This window comes from Nocardioides sp. F233, from assembly GCF_057813895.1.
The window spans coordinates 802,718-817,811 of the sequence record NZ_JBVASH010000003.1; the positions used below are offsets into that span (position 1 = coordinate 802,718).

At 71.6% G+C, this 15,094-nt stretch carries 18 protein-coding genes; 6 read left to right on the top strand and 12 right to left on the bottom strand.

Annotated elements, in window-relative coordinates:
- Nucleotides 1-37: 37 nt before the first annotated feature.
- The gene (locus ACZYRU_RS15235) at nucleotides 38-853 is read right to left on the bottom strand and encodes a TrmH family RNA methyltransferase (protein WP_488957937.1); all 816 of its coding nucleotides are present in this window, start codon (nucleotides 851-853) and stop codon (nucleotides 38-40) included.
- A gap of 8 nt (nucleotides 854-861) precedes the next feature.
- Complete coding sequence (gene cobA / locus ACZYRU_RS15240) at nucleotides 862-2,094, bottom strand: uroporphyrinogen-III C-methyltransferase (RefSeq protein WP_488957938.1); 1,233 nt, start codon at nucleotides 2,092-2,094, stop codon at nucleotides 862-864.
- 71 nt (nucleotides 2,095-2,165) lie between these two features.
- Between cobA and ACZYRU_RS15245 the strand changes: the two genes are divergently transcribed.
- Nucleotides 2,166-2,693: a YbhB/YbcL family Raf kinase inhibitor-like protein gene (locus ACZYRU_RS15245; protein WP_488957939.1), complete on the top strand. Its 528-nt coding sequence runs from the start codon at nucleotides 2,166-2,168 to the stop codon at nucleotides 2,691-2,693.
- A 105-nt stretch (nucleotides 2,694-2,798) separates the two neighbouring features.
- Here the strand turns inward: ACZYRU_RS15245 and ACZYRU_RS15250 are convergent, their stop codons facing one another.
- Genes ACZYRU_RS15250 through ACZYRU_RS15260 form a run of 3 tightly spaced genes read right to left on the bottom strand, consistent with a single transcriptional unit; the run spans nucleotide 2,799 to nucleotide 5,770 of the window.
- The gene (locus tag ACZYRU_RS15250) at nucleotides 2,799-3,950 is read right to left on the bottom strand and encodes an acyl-CoA dehydrogenase family protein (RefSeq protein WP_488957940.1); all 1,152 of its coding nucleotides are present in this window, start codon (nucleotides 3,948-3,950) and stop codon (nucleotides 2,799-2,801) included.
- 21 nt (nucleotides 3,951-3,971) lie between these two features.
- Nucleotides 3,972-4,619: an FMN reductase gene (locus ACZYRU_RS15255; RefSeq protein WP_488957941.1), complete on the bottom strand. Its 648-nt coding sequence runs from the start codon at nucleotides 4,617-4,619 to the stop codon at nucleotides 3,972-3,974.
- A complete protein-coding gene (locus ACZYRU_RS15260) occupies nucleotides 4,616-5,770 on the bottom strand; it encodes an LLM class flavin-dependent oxidoreductase (RefSeq protein ID WP_488958084.1) in 1,155 nt (384 codons plus the stop codon). Before ACZYRU_RS15260 ends, ACZYRU_RS15255 begins: the two co-directional genes overlap by 4 nt.
- Before the next feature lie 125 nt (nucleotides 5,771-5,895).
- Between ACZYRU_RS15260 and ACZYRU_RS15265 the strand changes: the two genes are divergently transcribed.
- Nucleotides 5,896-6,858: an alpha/beta hydrolase gene (locus ACZYRU_RS15265; protein ID WP_488957942.1), complete on the top strand. Its 963-nt coding sequence runs from the start codon at nucleotides 5,896-5,898 to the stop codon at nucleotides 6,856-6,858.
- Between the two features lie 14 nt (nucleotides 6,859-6,872).
- Here the strand turns inward: ACZYRU_RS15265 and ACZYRU_RS15270 are convergent, their stop codons facing one another.
- Nucleotides 6,873-7,331 (bottom strand): DUF4190 domain-containing protein, encoded by a 459-nt coding sequence (locus ACZYRU_RS15270; RefSeq protein ID WP_488957943.1) that lies wholly within the window; start codon nucleotides 7,329-7,331, stop codon nucleotides 6,873-6,875.
- Between the two features lie 51 nt (nucleotides 7,332-7,382).
- Between ACZYRU_RS15270 and ACZYRU_RS15275 the strand changes: the two genes are divergently transcribed.
- Nucleotides 7,383-7,778 (top strand): DUF4267 domain-containing protein, encoded by a 396-nt coding sequence (locus ACZYRU_RS15275; protein ID WP_488957944.1) that lies wholly within the window; start codon nucleotides 7,383-7,385, stop codon nucleotides 7,776-7,778.
- 6 nt (nucleotides 7,779-7,784) lie between these two features.
- Here the strand turns inward: ACZYRU_RS15275 and ACZYRU_RS15280 are convergent, their stop codons facing one another.
- From ACZYRU_RS15280 to ACZYRU_RS15295, 4 genes are read right to left on the bottom strand one after another with little or no spacing between them, the layout of a single operon-like run.
- Nucleotides 7,785-8,573 carry a sulfite exporter TauE/SafE family protein gene (locus tag ACZYRU_RS15280; protein WP_488957945.1) on the bottom strand — a complete coding sequence of 263 codons (789 nt, stop codon included), beginning with the start codon at nucleotides 8,571-8,573 and terminating at the stop codon, nucleotides 7,785-7,787.
- Nucleotides 8,570-9,634 (bottom strand): SPFH domain-containing protein, encoded by a 1,065-nt coding sequence (locus ACZYRU_RS15285; protein ID WP_488957946.1) that lies wholly within the window; start codon nucleotides 9,632-9,634, stop codon nucleotides 8,570-8,572. The genes ACZYRU_RS15280 and ACZYRU_RS15285 overlap by 4 nt, the downstream gene beginning before the upstream one ends.
- A complete protein-coding gene (locus tag ACZYRU_RS15290) occupies nucleotides 9,631-10,104 on the bottom strand; it encodes an NfeD family protein (RefSeq protein ID WP_488957947.1) in 474 nt (157 codons plus the stop codon). Before ACZYRU_RS15290 ends, ACZYRU_RS15285 begins: the two co-directional genes overlap by 4 nt.
- A 29-nt stretch (nucleotides 10,105-10,133) precedes the next feature.
- Entirely contained in the window at nucleotides 10,134-10,931 is a 798-nt protein-coding gene (locus ACZYRU_RS15295; protein WP_488957948.1) for an ABC transporter ATP-binding protein, read from the bottom strand.
- Nucleotides 10,932-10,972: 41 nt separating this feature from the next.
- Between ACZYRU_RS15295 and ACZYRU_RS15300 the strand changes: the two genes are divergently transcribed.
- Together ACZYRU_RS15300 and serB are read left to right on the top strand one after the other, a co-directional pair.
- Nucleotides 10,973-11,689: a hypothetical protein gene (locus ACZYRU_RS15300; RefSeq protein ID WP_488957949.1), complete on the top strand. Its 717-nt coding sequence runs from the start codon at nucleotides 10,973-10,975 to the stop codon at nucleotides 11,687-11,689.
- A 34-nt stretch (nucleotides 11,690-11,723) separates the two neighbouring features.
- Nucleotides 11,724-12,944: a phosphoserine phosphatase SerB gene (serB, locus tag ACZYRU_RS15305; protein ID WP_488957950.1), complete on the top strand. Its 1,221-nt coding sequence runs from the start codon at nucleotides 11,724-11,726 to the stop codon at nucleotides 12,942-12,944.
- A gap of 153 nt (nucleotides 12,945-13,097) precedes the next feature.
- Here the strand turns inward: serB and ACZYRU_RS15310 are convergent, their stop codons facing one another.
- Nucleotides 13,098-13,607 carry a SixA phosphatase family protein gene (locus ACZYRU_RS15310; RefSeq protein ID WP_488957951.1) on the bottom strand — a complete coding sequence of 170 codons (510 nt, stop codon included), beginning with the start codon at nucleotides 13,605-13,607 and terminating at the stop codon, nucleotides 13,098-13,100.
- An 18-nt stretch (nucleotides 13,608-13,625) separates the two neighbouring features.
- Between ACZYRU_RS15310 and ACZYRU_RS15315 the strand changes: the two genes are divergently transcribed.
- Nucleotides 13,626-14,309, top strand: coding sequence for a YwaF family protein (locus ACZYRU_RS15315; RefSeq protein ID WP_488957952.1), 684 nt, complete (start codon nucleotides 13,626-13,628; stop codon nucleotides 14,307-14,309).
- A 1-nt stretch (nucleotide 14,310) separates the two neighbouring features.
- On the opposite strand, the gene fabI is transcribed toward ACZYRU_RS15315, so the two are convergent.
- A complete protein-coding gene (gene fabI, locus ACZYRU_RS15320) occupies nucleotides 14,311-15,093 on the bottom strand; it encodes an enoyl-ACP reductase FabI (protein WP_488957953.1) in 783 nt (260 codons plus the stop codon).
- Between the last annotated feature and the right edge of the window lies 1 nt (nucleotide 15,094).

A 15,094-nucleotide genomic window follows, 5' to 3' on the forward strand; every position in this document is an offset into this window, starting at 1 on the left:
GATGGGTAGTGCGACAGCGTGTCTTTTTTGAGAAACCTCACCGACGAGCGGTGACGTAGCACGCGACGGCCGTCGCGGCCGCCACGTTGAGCGAGTCCACGCCGTGCTCGATGGTGCGGGCCATGGGGATGATCGCGCGCCGGTCCGCCGCCTGCTCCCAGCGTGCGGAGAGCCCATGGCCCTCCGAGCCGAGCACCAGCGCGACCTTCTCCTGGCCGGTCACCGCCTCCTCGATGGGGACGGCGTCCGGCGCGAGCGTCAGCGCGATGGTGGTGAAGCCGCGCTCCGAGAGGTCGGGGAGGGCGTCGTACCAGTCCGGGAGACGGGTCCAGGGCAGTGCGAAGACGGCGCCCATCGCGACCTTGATCGCACGGCGGTAGAGCGGGTCGGCGCATCGGGGTGCGAGCAGGACGGCGTCGAAGCCGAGCGCGGCACCGCTGCGCACGATCGCGCCGACGTTGGTGTGGTCGACGAGGTCCTCGAGGACCAGCAGCGTGCGCGCGCCGGCCAGCACCTCGTCGAGCGAGGGCAGCGGCCGCCGCTCGAGCGAGGCGAGCGCACCGCGGTGGACGTGGAAGCCGGTGACCCTCTCGGCCAGGTCCTCCGACAGGACGTAGCAGGGCACGTCCGTGCGGTCGAGGACGTCGGCAAGGCCGTCGAGCCAGCGCGGCGCCATGAGGAACGACCGGGGGTCGTAGCCGGCCTCGACCGCCCGGCGTACGACCTTCTCCCCCTCGGCGAGGAAGAGCCCGTGCTCGGCTTCGAGGTGCTTGCGGAGCTCGACGTCGCGCAGGTCGCGGTAGTCGCCCAGCCGCGGGTCCGCGGGGTCGGTGATCTCGACGAGCTCGGCCACGACAGCCCTCAGAAGGCGTCGGGGTGGGCCACCGCGACGACGTCGCCGATCACGATGATCGCGGGCGGCTTCACGTCCTCCTCGGCGAGGCGGGTGGCGAGGGTGCCGAGCGTGGCCAGGACGGTGCGCTGGGTGGGCATCGTGCCGTCGCAGATCACGGCCACCGGCGTCCCGTCGGGCCGCCCGCCGGCGACGAGCGCCTCGGCGATGTGCGGGGCGTTCTCGACGCCCATCATCACGACCACGGTGCCCTGCATCCGCGCGAGCGCCTCGTAGTTGACCAGCGACTCGGGGTGGCCGGGCGGCAGGTGCCCGGAGACGACGGTGAACTCGTGGGTGACTCCGCGGTGGGTGACCGGGATGCCGGCGATGCCGGGGACCGAGACCGGCGAGGTCAGGCCGGGGATCACGGTGACCGGTACGCCGGCCGCCCGGCAGGCGATGATCTCCTCGAAGCCGCGGCCGAAGACGAAGTTGTCGCCGCCCTTGAACCGGACGACCCGCTTCCCGTCGAGCGCCCGCTCGACGATGATCCGGTTGATCTCCTCCTGCTGCGCCGAGCGGCCGCGCGGCAGCTTGGCCACGTCGACGAGCTCGACGTCGCTGGGCAGGTCACCGAGCAGCTCGCGCGGGGCCAGCCGGTCCGCGACGACGACGTCGGCGGCCATCAGCGCCTTGCGCCCGGCGATCGAGATCAGCTCGGGGTCGCCGGGGCCGCCACCGACCAGGGTGACGCCGGGGGTGCGCTCGGGGGTGCTGTCGCGGTGGTGCGGCGCGGCGATGGTGCCGTCGCGCAGGCCCGCGACGATCTCGTCGCGCACCGACGCGGAGCGGCGCGGGTCGCGGTTGCCGACGACCGCGACGGTGATGCCGGCCTCGCGACCGACCGCCGGCGTCCACGCCGTACCGAGTGTCGCGTCGTCGGAGCGGACGCAGAACACCCGCTGGGTCTCGCACAGAGCCGAGACGTGGTCGTTGACGGCCCGGTCGTCGGTGACGGCGATGACGTACCAGGCGCCGTCCACGTCGGCGTCCGCGAAGGCGCGCTCGTGCCAGGCGATCTCGCCGGAGCCGACCAGACCCTCGATCGCCGGGGTCACGTGCGGCGACACGACGTGGACGTCGGCACCGACGGCGATCAGCTGCGGCACCCGGCGCTGGGCCACGTGCCCTCCCCCGACGACGAGCACACGGCGCCCGGCGAGGCGCAGACCGGAGGGGTACGGCGGGAAGTCGCTCACGGCACCCATTCTCCCGGCATGCACGGTGGCGTCACTGACACGGGACCAGTCCCCGGACTAACTTCGGTGACATGAGTCTCGATCGCCCGGTCACCCCGGACCCGTACCCCCTGCTCCCCGCCGCCCCGTCCTTCGCCGTGACGAGCGACGACGTCACCGACGGTCAGCCGCTCAAGGCCGACCAGGTCTACGACGGAGGGAACACCTCTCCGCAGCTCAGCTGGGAGCGCGGTCCCGAGGGCACCCAGAGCTACGTGGTGACCTGCTTCGACCCGGATGCGCCCATCCCGAGCGGGTTCTGGCACTGGGTCGCCGTCGACATCCCGGCCGACATCACCAGCCTCGACACCGGCGCGGGCACGTCCGACGCGACCCTGCCGGCCGGTGCCTTCCACGTCCGCAACGACTTCGGCACGCTCGACTTCGCCGGCGCCGCACCGCCCCAGGGCGACCAGGTCCACCGCTACTTCTTCGTCGTCCACGCCGTGTCGCAGGCGCAGCTCGGCATCGACGGCTCCGCCACGCCTGCGGTCGTCGGCTTCAACCTGGCGTTCAAGACGCTCGGCCGGGCGATCATCACCGGGACCTACCAGCACTGAGCGGCGGGGCGGTCGAGGACTTCCTGACCGAAACTTGCGCTTCCTGACCGTTGCAACGGTCAGGAAGCGCAGGAATCCCCGCCTCAGCGGGGATTCCTGCACCGCTCACAGCCCCATGCTCTTGGCGATGATCAGCTTCATCACCTCGGACGTGCCGCCGTAGATCCGGGTGACCCGGGTGTCGGCGTACAGGCGGGCGATGGGGTACTCGTTCATGTAGCCGTAGCCGCCGTGCAGCTGCAGGCAGCGGTCGATGACCCGGCCGGCGACCTCGGTGCAGAACAGTTTGGCGGAGGCGGCGTCGACGGCGGTGAGCTCACCGGCGTCGTGGGCCTCGAGGGCGCGGTCGCAGACGGCCTGGGCGGCATCGACCTCGCTCTGGCAGGCGGCCAGCTCGAACTTGGTGTTCTGGAAGGACGCGACGGACGCGCCGAAGACCTTGCGCTCCTCGACGTAGGCCTGGGTGAACCGGATCGCGGCGGCGGCCTGCGCGTAGGCGCCGTACGCGATGCCGAGGCGCTCCTGCGGGAGGTTCTGGCCGAGGTAGGAGAAGCCCTCGTTCTCCTCACCGAGCAGGTCGGTGGCCGGGACCATGACGTCGGTGAACGACAGCTCGGCGGTGTCGGAGGTGCGCAGCCCGAGCTTGTCCAGCTTGCGGCCGACCGCCCAGCCCTGCGACGTGGTGTCCACGCAGAACAGCGAGATGCCGAAGCGGCGGTTGCTCTCGAGCGGCGGCGAGGTGCGGGCGCACACGATGACGCGGTCGGCGAGCACGCCGCCGGTGATGAAGGTCTTCGCACCGTTCAGGACGTAGTGGTCGCCGTCGCGCTTGGCGGTGGTCTGCATGCCGGCGAGGTCCGAGCCGGTGCCGGGCTCGGTCATCGCGATCGCCCACATCTCGGTGCCGGCGACGAAGCCCGGCATCCAGCGCTTGAGCTGCTCGGGCGTGCCGAGCTTGAGGAGGTACGGCAGGCAGAGCTCCACGTGCACCCCGGACCCGCCGAGCTGCACGCCCGCGCGGGCGCACTCCTCGGTGAGGATCGCGGAGAACTTGAACGAGTGGATCCCTGCGCCGCCGTACTCCTCCGGCACCTCGATCCCGTAGACACCCAGGTCGCCGAGCTTGGTGTAGAGCTCGCGCGAGACCTGGCCCGCGTCGTACCACTCCTGGTAGCTCGGGACGACCTCCGACTCCAGGAAGGAGCGGATGGTGCGGCGGTAGTCCTCGTGGTCCTCGGTGAACACTGTGCGGCGCATGCGCTCATGCTGCCACCGGCGTCAACGGACCGAGTCGCCACCCGCCTCGCGGAGCAGCTGCTCGAACGGCGTCGGCGCCGCGAACTCGTCGGCGACGGTACGACGCTGCGGTGCAGCCGCCGGGGCCGAGGAGACGCCGAGCAGTGCGGCCAGCTCTCCGGCCGCCCGCTCGACCCGCTTGTCGAGGGAGCCGTCGTCGGTCGCACCGAAGTCCTCGCTCGCCGCGAACACCCCGGTCGGTACCACGACCGCCCGCAGGTAGGCGAACAGCGGACGCAGCGCGTGGTCGAGGACCAGGCTGTGCCGGGCGGTGCCTGCGGTGGCCGCGATGACGAGCGGCTTGCCGTCGAGCATGCCGTTCTCGAGGACGTCGAAGAACGTCTTGAACAGCCCCGAGTACGACGCCGAGAACACCGGCGTCACGACGACCAGCCCGTCGGCGTGGCGCACGGCCTCGATCGCCCGGGCCAGCTCGCCGGTGGCGAAGCCGGTCAGCAGGTGGTCGGCCAGCGCGTGGGCCAGCGGCCGGAGCTCGACGTGCTGGACGTCGACCTCCTGGCCGCGGGCGCCGACGGCGCGCTCGACCGCGTCGCCGAGCTTGTCGGCGAGCAGCTTCGTCGACGACGGGACGGAGAGCCCCGCGGAGACGACGACGATCCTGGTGGTCATGCCTCGACCTCCTCGGCTTCCTCGGCACGGTCGGTGGTGCCGGTCATGGTGTCCTCAGCGTGCACGGTGGTGTCCTTCGCGCCACCGGCCGCCGCGACGAGCGAGGCGTGGGTGGGCGCGTCCGGGATGTCGGCGGGTCGTCCCTCGGCGAAGCCCTTGCGCATCTCAGGGAGGATCTCGCCGAGCAGGTCGAGCTGCTCGAGGACCGTCTTCAGCGGGAGTCCCGCGTGGTCGACCAGGAACAGCTGGCGCTGGTAGTGGCCGGCGTACTCGCGGAACGACAGGGTCCGCTCCAGCACCTGCTGGGGCGAGCCGACGGTCAACGGGGTGTGCTCGGTGAACTCCTCCAGCGACGGGCCGTGGCCGTAGACCGGGGCGTTGTCGAAGTACGGTCGGAACTGGCGGACCGCCTCCTGGCTGGACTTGTTCATGAAGATCTGGCCGCCGAGGCCGACGATCGCCTGGTCCGCGCGACCGTGGCCGTAGTGCTCGAAGCGCTCGCGGTAGAGGCTGACCATCTGCGCGGCGTGCGAGGCCGGCCAGAAGATGTGGTTGTGGAAGTAGCCGTCGCCGTAGTACGCGGCCTGCTCGGCGATCTCGGGGCTGCGGATCGAGCCGTGCCACACGAATGGCGCAACGCCGTCGAGCGGGCGCGGGGTCGAGGTGTAGCCCTGGAGCGGGGTGCGGAAGCGGCCCTCCCAGTCGACGTTCGACTCGGTCCACAGCCGGCGCAGCAGCGCGTAGTTCTCGATCGCGAGGTTGATGCCCTGGCGGATGTCCTTGCCGAACCAGGGGTAGACCGGGCCGGTGTTGCCGCGGCCCATCATCAGGTCGACCCGGCCGTCGGTGAGGTGCTGGATCTTGGCGTAGTCCTCGGCGATGAGCACCGGGTCGGTCGTCGTGATCAGCGTCGTGGCGGTCGACAGGATGATGTTCTCGGTCTGCGCGCCGATGTAGGCGAGGGTCGCTGTCGGGTTGGAGGCGATGAACGGCGGGTTGTGGTGCTCGCCGGTCGCGAACACGTCGAGGCCGACCTCCTCGGCCTTCTTGGCGATCGCGACGGTGGCCTTGATCCGCTCGTGCTCCGACGGCGTCTGCCCGGTGGTCGGGTCCGTGGTGACGTCGCCGACGGTGAAGATGCCGATCTGCATACCCATGGTTTCGCGCTCCTGGTGGATGGTGGTCAGTCACCCCGCACAACGGGTGACATGTCAACTATATTCCATCGATGCCCGGACGTCAGCCCCGGGGACCAGCACGTCCCTAGACTTTCGCCGTGACCGACACGAGGGACGTCGACATCCTGGGTGAGCCGTGGACGGCGGAGACCATCCCGCTCGGTGACGACTTCGAGGGCGAGGTCGTCGCCACGCTGGTCAGCCGGCCCGCCGCGGAGCAGGGCGGTCCGGCCACCTTGCACGTGCACGGCTTCTCCGACTACTTCTTCCACACCGAGTACGGCGAGTGGTGGCTCGAGCGCGGACACGCGATGTACGCCCTCGACCTGCGCAAGTACGGGCGGTCCCTGCGACCGCACCAGTCGGCGACCTACGTCGCGGACCTGAGCGACTACTTCGCCGAGCTGGACGCCGCCTGGGAGCGGATCACGGTCCGCGACGGGCACCGGCAGGTCGTGCTGTCGGGACACTCCACCGGCGGGCTGGTCGTGGCGCTGTGGGCGGACGACCGACGTCCGCCCGAGCTGGCCGGGCTGCTGCTCAACTCACCGTGGCTCGACCTGCAGGGCAAGGCCTGGATGCGCTCCCCCGTCGCGAACCGGATGATCGATGAGGCCGGCCGTCGCCGCCCCATGCAGGAGCTGCCGCGCGACGTCAGCGGCTACTACGGCCGCAGCCTGCACCGCGACCACGAGGGCGAGTGGGACTTCGACCTCACCTGGAAGCCGGTCGATTCCTTCCCGGTGCGCTTCGGCTGGCTGCGTGCGGTGCGGCAGGGCCACGCGCGACTCCAGGCCGGGCTCGACGTCCCCGCGCCGGTGCTGGTGCTCTCCTCCGACCGCACCGGCCGGCCGTCCGCGATGGACGAGGACGTCTTCTCCACCGACATCGTGCTCGACGTCGAGCAGATCCGCCGCTGGTCGGTCGCTGTCGGCCGCCACGTCACGTACGCCGCCGTACCCGGCGCGGTGCACGACGTGGTGCTCTCGCGCAGCGAGGCGCGGGCGCGGGCGTACGACGAGATCGGGCGCTGGCTGGCGGCGTACGTCCGCCGGGGCTGAGACCGGCGGGGCCGTCAGTAGTAGCCGGGTGAGTCGAAGTCCTCGCCGTTCGCGATCAGCACGACGATGAGGGCGATCCCTGCGAGCACGATCGCGAACGAGATCCAGCCGACGATCACGCCGGCGAGCGCCATCCCGGCGCCGCTGTCGCCGCGCTCGCGGATCTGCTTGCGCGAGACGTGCCCGAGGATCGCGCCGACGATGCCGGCCAGGCCGGTGAAGCCGCACAGGCAGATGCTGGTGAGGCTGACGATGCTGACGACCATCGACGCGATCGCCATGCCGTTGGTCGGTCGCGGCGCCTGGTAGCCGTACGGCTGCACCGGCTGTCCGTACTGCCCGTACTGCCCCGGCTGCCCCGGCTGCCCCGGCTGCCCCGGCTGCCCGTAGGGCTGGCCGTACTGACCGGGCTGCTCCCCCGAGGGCTGGCCGTAGGGCTGGTACGGGTCGTTCCCGGGAGGCGGAGTCGTCATGGCCGAAGGATCCCACGCGGCCAGGCGGGCAAACACCACTAGGGTCTCCCCATGGCCGCTTCCATTCGCATCGATCCCGTCACCGGACTCTCGTTGGGCCGCATCGCCATCGGCGTCGGTGCTCTCGCCGCCCCCTCCACGACCGCCCGCGTCTTCGGCCTCGACCCCGCCGCGAACCCGCAGCTCGGCTACATGGGCCGGATGTTCGGCGCTCGCGAGATCGCCCTCGGCGCGGTCACGCTCGTGTCCCGCGGACCGCTGCGCCGCAACCTCACCGCGGTGGGCATCGCCGTCGACGGGGCCGACCTCGCCAACGGCGTGATCGAGCTCGGCCAGAAGAACGTCTCCAAGCTCGCCAGCGGGATGCTCATCGGTGCTGCCGCCGGCGCCGTCGGGTCGGGCATGCTCGCCCTGGTCCGTGGCCGCGGCCGGGCGAAGGCGGCCTGAGCGCGTTCAGCGGAGCAGGTTGACGACCGCCACGAGGCCGACGACCACGATCACCGCACGCAGCACGATCGGCGGCAGCTTGCGGCCGATCGCGGAGCCGAGCAGGCCACCGCAGACGGCGCCGGTGCCGACGAGCAGCACGATCAGCCAGTCGACCCTCGCCTCGCTGCCCAGCAGGCCGAGCTCGGCCACGCCCACGAAGACCAGGCCCGCGACGCCGTTGACGACGGCGACGAGCACGTTCTTCACGCCGTTGAGGCGCTGCAGCGACTCGGAGATGCCGATCCCCAGCACGCCCATGAGCAGCACGCCCTGGGCGGCACCGAAGTAGCCGCCGTACACACCGGTCCCGAACACCGCGAGCGGCACCCACCAGGACCTCTCGACGGCGCCCTCCTCGCGGTGCTCGGCGCGCGCCGCGACCGCTCTCGACAGTTGCGGCTGGACGATGACGAGGGTGATGCCGAGCAGGATCAGCACGGGTACGGCGGCCTTGAACGCCCCCGGTGGCAGCACCAGCAGCAGCACCGCGCCAAGCACACCGCCCGAGGTGGAGAACGCGAGCAGGCGCAGGATCCGGTCGCGCTGGCCGACCAGCTCACGGCGGTAGCCCACGGCGCCCGCGATCGATCCGGGCACCAGGCCCAGGCTGTTGGACATGTTGGCGGTGACCGGCGGCACGCCGAGGGCGAGCAGGGTCGGGAAGGTGATCAGGGTGCCGGAGCCGACCACCGCGTTGATCATGCCGGCGCCGACCCCGGCGAGCAGGACCGCCGCGATCTCGAGGAAGGTCACTCCGCGGCGGGATCCTTCTGGCCCGGGTGGGCCGCGCTCTCGGCCTCGGCGATCGCCTCCTGGACGGCGGCGCTGGTGCCGGTGTCGGTGTCGGGCAGCTCGAGCTCCGTCGGGCCCATGTCGACCCGCTTCGCCGGTCCCGGCGTGGACTTCGGGATGCCCGCGATCTCGTGGATCGAGGAGCCGAGCCCCTCGAGCGCCTTGGTGATCTCCGAGGGGATCACCCACACCTTGTTGGCGTCGCCCTCGGCGATCTTCGGCATCATCTGCAGGTACTGGTAGGCCAGCAGCGACTGGTCCGGGCGCCCGTCGTGGATCGCCTGGAAGACGGTCTGGATGGCCTGGCCCTCACCCTGCGCCCGCAGGATCTGTGCCTCGCGCTCGGCCTGGGCCCGCAGGATCTGCGACTCCCGCTCACCCTCGGCGTTGAGGATCGCGGACTGCTTGTTGCCCTCGGCCGTGAGGATCGCCGACTGGCGAGCACCCTCGGCGGTCAGGACGAGGGCGCGCTTGTCGCGCTCGGCGCGCATCTGCTTCTCCATCGCGTCCTTGATCGACGGCGGCGGCTCGATGCCCTTGATCTCCACCCGCTTGACCTTGATGCCCCACCGCCCGGTCGTCTCGTCGAGCACCGCGGACAGACCGCTGTTGATCGACTCGCGGCTGGTGAGGGTCTGCTCGAGGTCCATGCCGCCGACGACGTTGCGCAGCGTGGTCATGGTGAGCTGCTCGATGGCCTGGATGTAGTTGGAGATCTCGTACGTCGCCGCGATCGGGTCGGTCACCTGGAAGTAGATGACGGTGTCGATGTCGACGGTGAGGTTGTCCTCGGTGATCGCCGACTGCGGCGGGAAACTCACGACCTGCTCGCGCAGGTCGATGACGTAGTGCACCTTGTCGACGAACGGCAGCACGAAATTGAGGCCGGCCGGCAGGGTCTCCTTGTACTTGCCGAAGCGCTCCACGATGCCGGTGTAGGCCTGCGGGATCACCCGGATCGACTTCGCGACCACGGTGATCACCAGCAGGAGCAGCAGGGCGAGCAGGACCAGGACGATCATCGGGGCTCCTCGAGTCGGAGGTCGGACACGGGACGGACGTGGGCCGTGGCGCCGGCGATGGAGACGACCTCCACCGCCTGGCCGACGGCGATGCTGGCGTCAGGAGGCTCGGCGACCGCGAGCCAGGACTCGCCGCCGATCTTCACCCGGCCCGGGTGGTGCTCGGCGACCGGCTCGGTGACGATCCCCCGGCTTCCGACCAGGCTGGCGGGACCGAGCACGAGGTCGGGGCCACCGTGCAGGCGCCGCACCAGCTGTGGCCGGACCCCGCCGAGCAGGGCGACGGCGGCGGCGGAGGCCACCAGCACGGTGACCACGACGTTGTCGGTGACCAGCGCGGTCAGCGATCCGGCGACCGCGCCGCCGGCGAGCATGAGCAGGAACAGGTCGAGGCTGAGCAGCTCAGCCAGCGCCAGCACGATCCCGACGCCCAGCCAGGTCTCCCACAGGTGGTCCCGCAGCCAGTCCATGCCTCAACTCTAGTTGAGAGCCTTCTATCTCAGCCTCGGTGGTGCTGCTTGCGGCGCGCGGCGTACCGCCCGTCGTGGTGCTCGAGCACCAGCGGCATCCCGAAGGTGGCCGACAACGCCTCGGCGGTCATGGTCTCCGCGATCGGGCCCTCCGCGACCACCCGGCCGGCCCGCAGCATGAGCACGTGGGTGAACCCCGGCGGGATCTCCTCGACGTGGTGTGACACCAGCACGGTCGCGGGCGACAACGGGTCGTAGGCGAGGACCGAGAGAGTGGACACCAGGTCCTCGCGGCCGCCGAGGTCCAGGCCCGCGGCCGGCTCGTCGAGCAGCAGCAGCTCGGGGTCGGTCATCAGCGCCCGGGCGATCTGGACCCGCTTGCGCTCGCCCTCGCTCAGGGTGCCGTAGGTGCGGTCCGCGAGCGGAGCCACGCCGACCTCGCGCAGGAGCCCGTCGGCGCGGTCGTGGTCGACGGCGTCGTACGCCTCGTTCCAGCGGCCGAGCACGGCGTACGACGCGGTCAGGACCAGGTCGCGCACGGTCTCGTTGCGCGGGATCTGCTCGGCGACCGCGGCGCTGGAGACGCCGATGCGGGGACGGAGCTCGAAGATGTCGACGGTGCCGAGCAGCTCGCCCAGCAGACCGACGGCGCCCGACGTCGGGTGCAGCTGGGCCGCGGCGATCTGCATGAGGGTGGTCTTGCCGGCTCCGTTGGCGCCGAGCACGACCCAGCGCTCGCCCTCGCGAACCACCCAGCTGACCCGGTCGAGCAGGATGGACTGCCCTCGTCGCACGGACACCTCGGCGAGCTCGAGCACGGCGGACATGCGAGCCACCTTAACGAGTCGGCGGGCAGTAGGGTCGGCGGGTGAGCGCACTTCCCGTCTCGGCCCGGCTCGCGTGGTGGGGAACCGCCTGGCTGCGCGGACTGGTGGGCCCCGACGAGGTGCTGGACGCCGTCCACGGCGACGACGTGACCCATGTCGTGAGCGCCGCCGACGGGCCGTCGTCGCTGCTGCTCGAGCTGGCTGCCGCGCGCAACGCCGGCGCCGACGGGGTCGCCGCGGCGTTCCCCGCGCCGGGTGATCCGGCCGGACTGCGCGGGCCGCGGGAGCTGACGACAGCAGCCGTCGAGGCGGGCGAGGTGGTGCTGCTTCCCGGGGCGGGCCTGGTCCCCCGCCAGGTCGGACGCGCGGTCGAGTGGACCGTGCTGCCCGCCGAGCGCCGACCGCCGCCCGACCTCGGGGACGCCGACCGGCAGCTGCGCTCGGTCCTGCTCACGGCAGCCAACCTGCTCGCCGACCTCGACGTCGCCCGGTGGCAGCCGGTGGTCGCCGACGAGCTGCACGACCTGCGCACCGCCGTACCCCTGCCCGCTCCTGCGGGTACGCCGCCTCGCTGCGTCGACCTCGCCGGGCGGGCGCTGCACCTCGAGGCGGTCGTCGAGCTCGCGCTGCGCGACGACGGCGGGGCGCTGTCGGTGGGTGAGGCGGGCATCCGCCGGGCGGCGTTGGAGCCGCTGGAGCGGGCCGCTCGGCACGCGCTGACCGCGGCGTGCTCGCCCGACGGTTGGCCACCGGCGTGAGCTGGGGCCGCGCAGCGGTAGCCTGCACCCCGCGATGAGCCCTCACGATGCAGCGGACGACACCCTCCTGATCACCGTCACCGGCGCCGACCGGCCCGGCGTCACCTCCACGGTCCTGGAGAGCCTCGCCGGCTTCGGCGTGAGCGTCGTCGACCTCGAGCAGATCCTGATGCGCGGCCGGTTGGTCCTCGGCGTACTGGTCACCGCGCCGCGCGACCGCAAGAAGCTGCGCAGCCAGCTCGAGTCGACGGTCGAGGCGCTCGGCATGACCGTCGAGATCGAGAAGGGCTCGGGCGACAACCGCTCCCGCCACCAGGACCGCGCCCACGTCACCGTCATCGGCGCTCCGCTCAAGGCCTCCGCGATGGCCGCCATCGCCGGCCGGATCGCCGACTGCGGCGGCAACATCGACCGGATCGAGCGGATGGCGCGCTATCCCGTCACCGCCCTCGAGCTCGACGTCTCCGGCGCCCGGCCCGACCGGCTGCGCGAGCTGCTGGCCGTCGACGCCGCGGCCCACCGCATCGACGTGGCCGTCCAGCCCGCGAACCTGCTGCGCCACGGCGTACGGCTGATCGTGATGGACGTCGACTCGACCCTGATCCAGGGCGAGGTGATCGAGATGCTCGCCCAGCACGCCGGCTTCGGCGCCGAGGTGGCCGACGTGACCGAGCGCGCGATGCGCGGCGAGCTGGACTTCGAGCAGTCGCTGCGCGCCCGGGTGAAGCTGCTCGCCGGCCTCGACGCGTCGGTCCTCGACGAGGTGTACGACGCCATCGTCGTCAACCCCGGCGCCCGCACCATGGTCCGCACCCTGCGCCGCCTCGGCTACCGCTTCGCCATCGTCTCCGGGGGCTTCAGCCAGATCACCGACCGCCTGGCCGCGGACCTCGGCATCCACCGCGCCCGCGCCAACACCCTCGAGATCGTCGACGGCAAGCTCACCGGCGAGGTCGTGGGTGCCGTCGTCGACCGGGCCGGCAAGGCCACCGCGCTGCGGGAGTTCGCCGCCGACCTCGGCGTACCCGAGGACGCGACGATCGCCATCGGCGACGGTGCCAACGACCTCGACATGCTCGCCGCCGCCGGCCTCGGCATCGCCTACAACGCCCGCCCGGTCGTCCGGGAGGCCGCGGACACGGCGCTGAACGTGCCGTACCTCGACGCGATCATGTACCTGCTCGGCATCACCCGCGAGGAGGTCGAGGCCGCGGACGCGGCCGCCGGCATCGTCACGCCAGCGCCTCCGGTCTGAGCCCACACCAACCCGAGCGTGGTTCCGTCGCGCCGCCCGCCGTTTCTGCGCGGGGGAGGAAGAAACGGCGTCAAGAGGCGGCGCGACATGCCGGTGCGAAGCGACGGCCAGACAGACACCGTGAGTTCCTCACGAAGCGCACCAAGCCCGCGCCTAGCCCCGCCCGACGTGGAACGCCAGCAGCCGGCAGCCCACGGGGACGACGTCGTCCCAGGTCCCCTCGACCGAGAACACCGCCGCAGCGCTGGTCGGGAAGCTCCCGAGCTCGACCTCACCTGACGCCTTCCCCTCGCCGTCGTCGAGGAGCTGGACGAGCATCGCCATGGTCGGGTTGTGGCCGACCACGATGACGGTCGACGCGTCGTCGGGGGTGCTGTGCACCAGTTCGAGGACGCCGGCCTCGTCGGTGCCGTAGAGGTTGCCGTCGATCTGCGGGGCGAGGTCCCAGCCGGCGCCGCCGGCGACGACGTCCCAGGTCTCGCGGGTGCGGGCGGCGTAGGAGACGTAGGCGACGTCGGGGGTGATCCCCGCCCCGGCGAGCCACCCGCCGAGGGCGCGACCGTCGTCCCGGCCCCGGTCGCTCAGCACGCGTTCGACGTCGGAGGGGGCGAACTGCTCGGCCTTGGCGTGTCGGACGACGACGAGCAGCCGTTGCTTCTCCACCGGGGCATCGTATTACGCATGACGCAGTACGGAACCACCCATCTGGTGCCGCTGGCGGTGTTCGCCGTGGGGCTGGTGGTGGCCGTGCTGCTGGGGCGCCGGGATGCGGCGTACGACCACCCGAGCGGGTTCAGCCGCACCTGCGCACTGCTCGTCCCGGTCGCGACGGTGCCGCTCCAGGTGGTCGACCTGCTGGTCAACTTCGACCTCGACGTGACCCTGCCGCTGCACCTGTGCGACCTGGCGTGGATCGCAGCGACGTGGGCGCTGTGGACGCACCGGCCGCTGCCGGTGACGCTGACCTACTTCTGGGGACTCACGCTCACGATCCAGGGCGTCGTCACGCCCTCGCTGAACGAGGACTTCCCGCACCCGCGGTACTTCGCGTTCTGGGCGCTGCACCTGCTGATCGTGTGGTCAGCGGTCTACCTGGTGGTCGGGCTGCGCAAGGCTCCACGCTGGCGTGACTACCGCGCGGCCGTCGCCGTCACGCTGGGGTGGGCCGTGACGACGTACGCGTTCGACGTCGTCGCCGACACGAACTACGGCTATCTCATCAGGAAGCCGCGGACGTCGATCCTCGACCTCCTCGGGCCGTGGCCGTGGTACGTGCTCGAGGAGGTCGGGATCGTCGTCGTGGTGTGGGCCCTGCTCACGCTCGCGGCGCAGTGGTGGGCCCGTCGTACGGACGGAGCGAGGTGACTCAGGCGCCCATCGCGTGGAAGCCGCCGTCGACGTGGACGATCTCGCCGGTGGTGGCCGGGAACAGGTCCGACAGCAGGGCGCAGACGGCCTTGGCGGTCGGCTCCTGGTCGGTGTTGTCCCACCCGAGCGGCGACTTGGTCGACCACATCGACTCGAGGTCCTCGAAGCCGGGGATCGCCTTGGCCGCGAGCGTGCGCAGCGGGCCGGCGGAGACCAGGTTGACCCGGATGCCGTCGCCACCGAGGTCGCGGGCGAGGTAGCGGGCGCACGACTCGAGGCCCGCCTTGGCGACGCCCATCCAGTCGTAGACCGGCCACGCGACGCTGGCGTCGAAGGTCAGGCCCACGACGGAGCCGCCCTCGCTCATCAGCGGACGGCAGGCGACGGCGAGCGACTTGAGGGAGTACGCCGAGACCTGGACGGCCTGGGCGACGTCCTCCCACGGGCCGGTGAGGAACTTGCCACCGAGCAGGGTCTCGGGGTTGCCGTAGGCGATCGAGTGCACGACGCCGTCGAGCTTCGCGTCCGGGCCGAGGGCCTCGCGGACGGCGTCCGGCAGGGCGGCCAGGTGCTCGGCGTCCGTGACGTCGAGCTCGATGACGGCCGGCAGCTCGGGGAGCCGCTTGACGATGCGGCGGGTGATCCGCAGCGCCTGGCCGAAGTTGGAGACGAGGACGGTGGCGCCCTGCTCCTGCGCGAACTTCGCGACCGCGAAGCCGATCGAGGTGTCGAGGGTGACACCCGCGACGAGGATGTTCTTGCCTGCGAGGATTCCGGTCATT

Bases quoted from the DNA above. Each gene is read 5' to 3' on its own strand.
- ACZYRU_RS15245 (WP_488957939.1), top strand. From the start codon at position 2,166: ATGAGTCTCGATCGCCCGGTCACCCCGGACCCGTACCCCCTGCTCCCC.
- ACZYRU_RS15250 (WP_488957940.1), bottom strand. From the start codon at position 3,950: ATGCGCCGCACAGTGTTCACCGAGGACCACGAGGACTACCGCCGCACC.
- ACZYRU_RS15255 (WP_488957941.1), bottom strand. From the start codon at position 4,619: ATGACCACCAGGATCGTCGTCGTCTCCGCGGGGCTCTCCGTCCCGTCG.
- ACZYRU_RS15260 (WP_488958084.1), bottom strand. From the start codon at position 5,770: ATGCAGATCGGCATCTTCACCGTCGGCGACGTCACCACGGACCCGACC.
- ACZYRU_RS15270 (WP_488957943.1), bottom strand. From the start codon at position 7,331: ATGACGACTCCGCCTCCCGGGAACGACCCGTACCAGCCCTACGGCCAG.
- ACZYRU_RS15275 (WP_488957944.1), top strand. From the start codon at position 7,383: ATGGCCGCTTCCATTCGCATCGATCCCGTCACCGGACTCTCGTTGGGC.
- ACZYRU_RS15285 (WP_488957946.1), bottom strand. From the start codon at position 9,634: ATGATCGTCCTGGTCCTGCTCGCCCTGCTGCTCCTGCTGGTGATCACC.
- ACZYRU_RS15290 (WP_488957947.1), bottom strand. From the start codon at position 10,104: ATGGACTGGCTGCGGGACCACCTGTGGGAGACCTGGCTGGGCGTCGGG.
- ACZYRU_RS15295 (WP_488957948.1), bottom strand. From the start codon at position 10,931: ATGTCCGCCGTGCTCGAGCTCGCCGAGGTGTCCGTGCGACGAGGGCAG.
- serB (WP_488957950.1), top strand. From the start codon at position 11,724: ATGAGCCCTCACGATGCAGCGGACGACACCCTCCTGATCACCGTCACC.
- ACZYRU_RS15315 (WP_488957952.1), top strand. From the start codon at position 13,626: ATGACGCAGTACGGAACCACCCATCTGGTGCCGCTGGCGGTGTTCGCC.
- fabI (WP_488957953.1), bottom strand. From the start codon at position 15,093: ATGACCGGAATCCTCGCAGGCAAGAACATCCTCGTCGCGGGTGTCACC.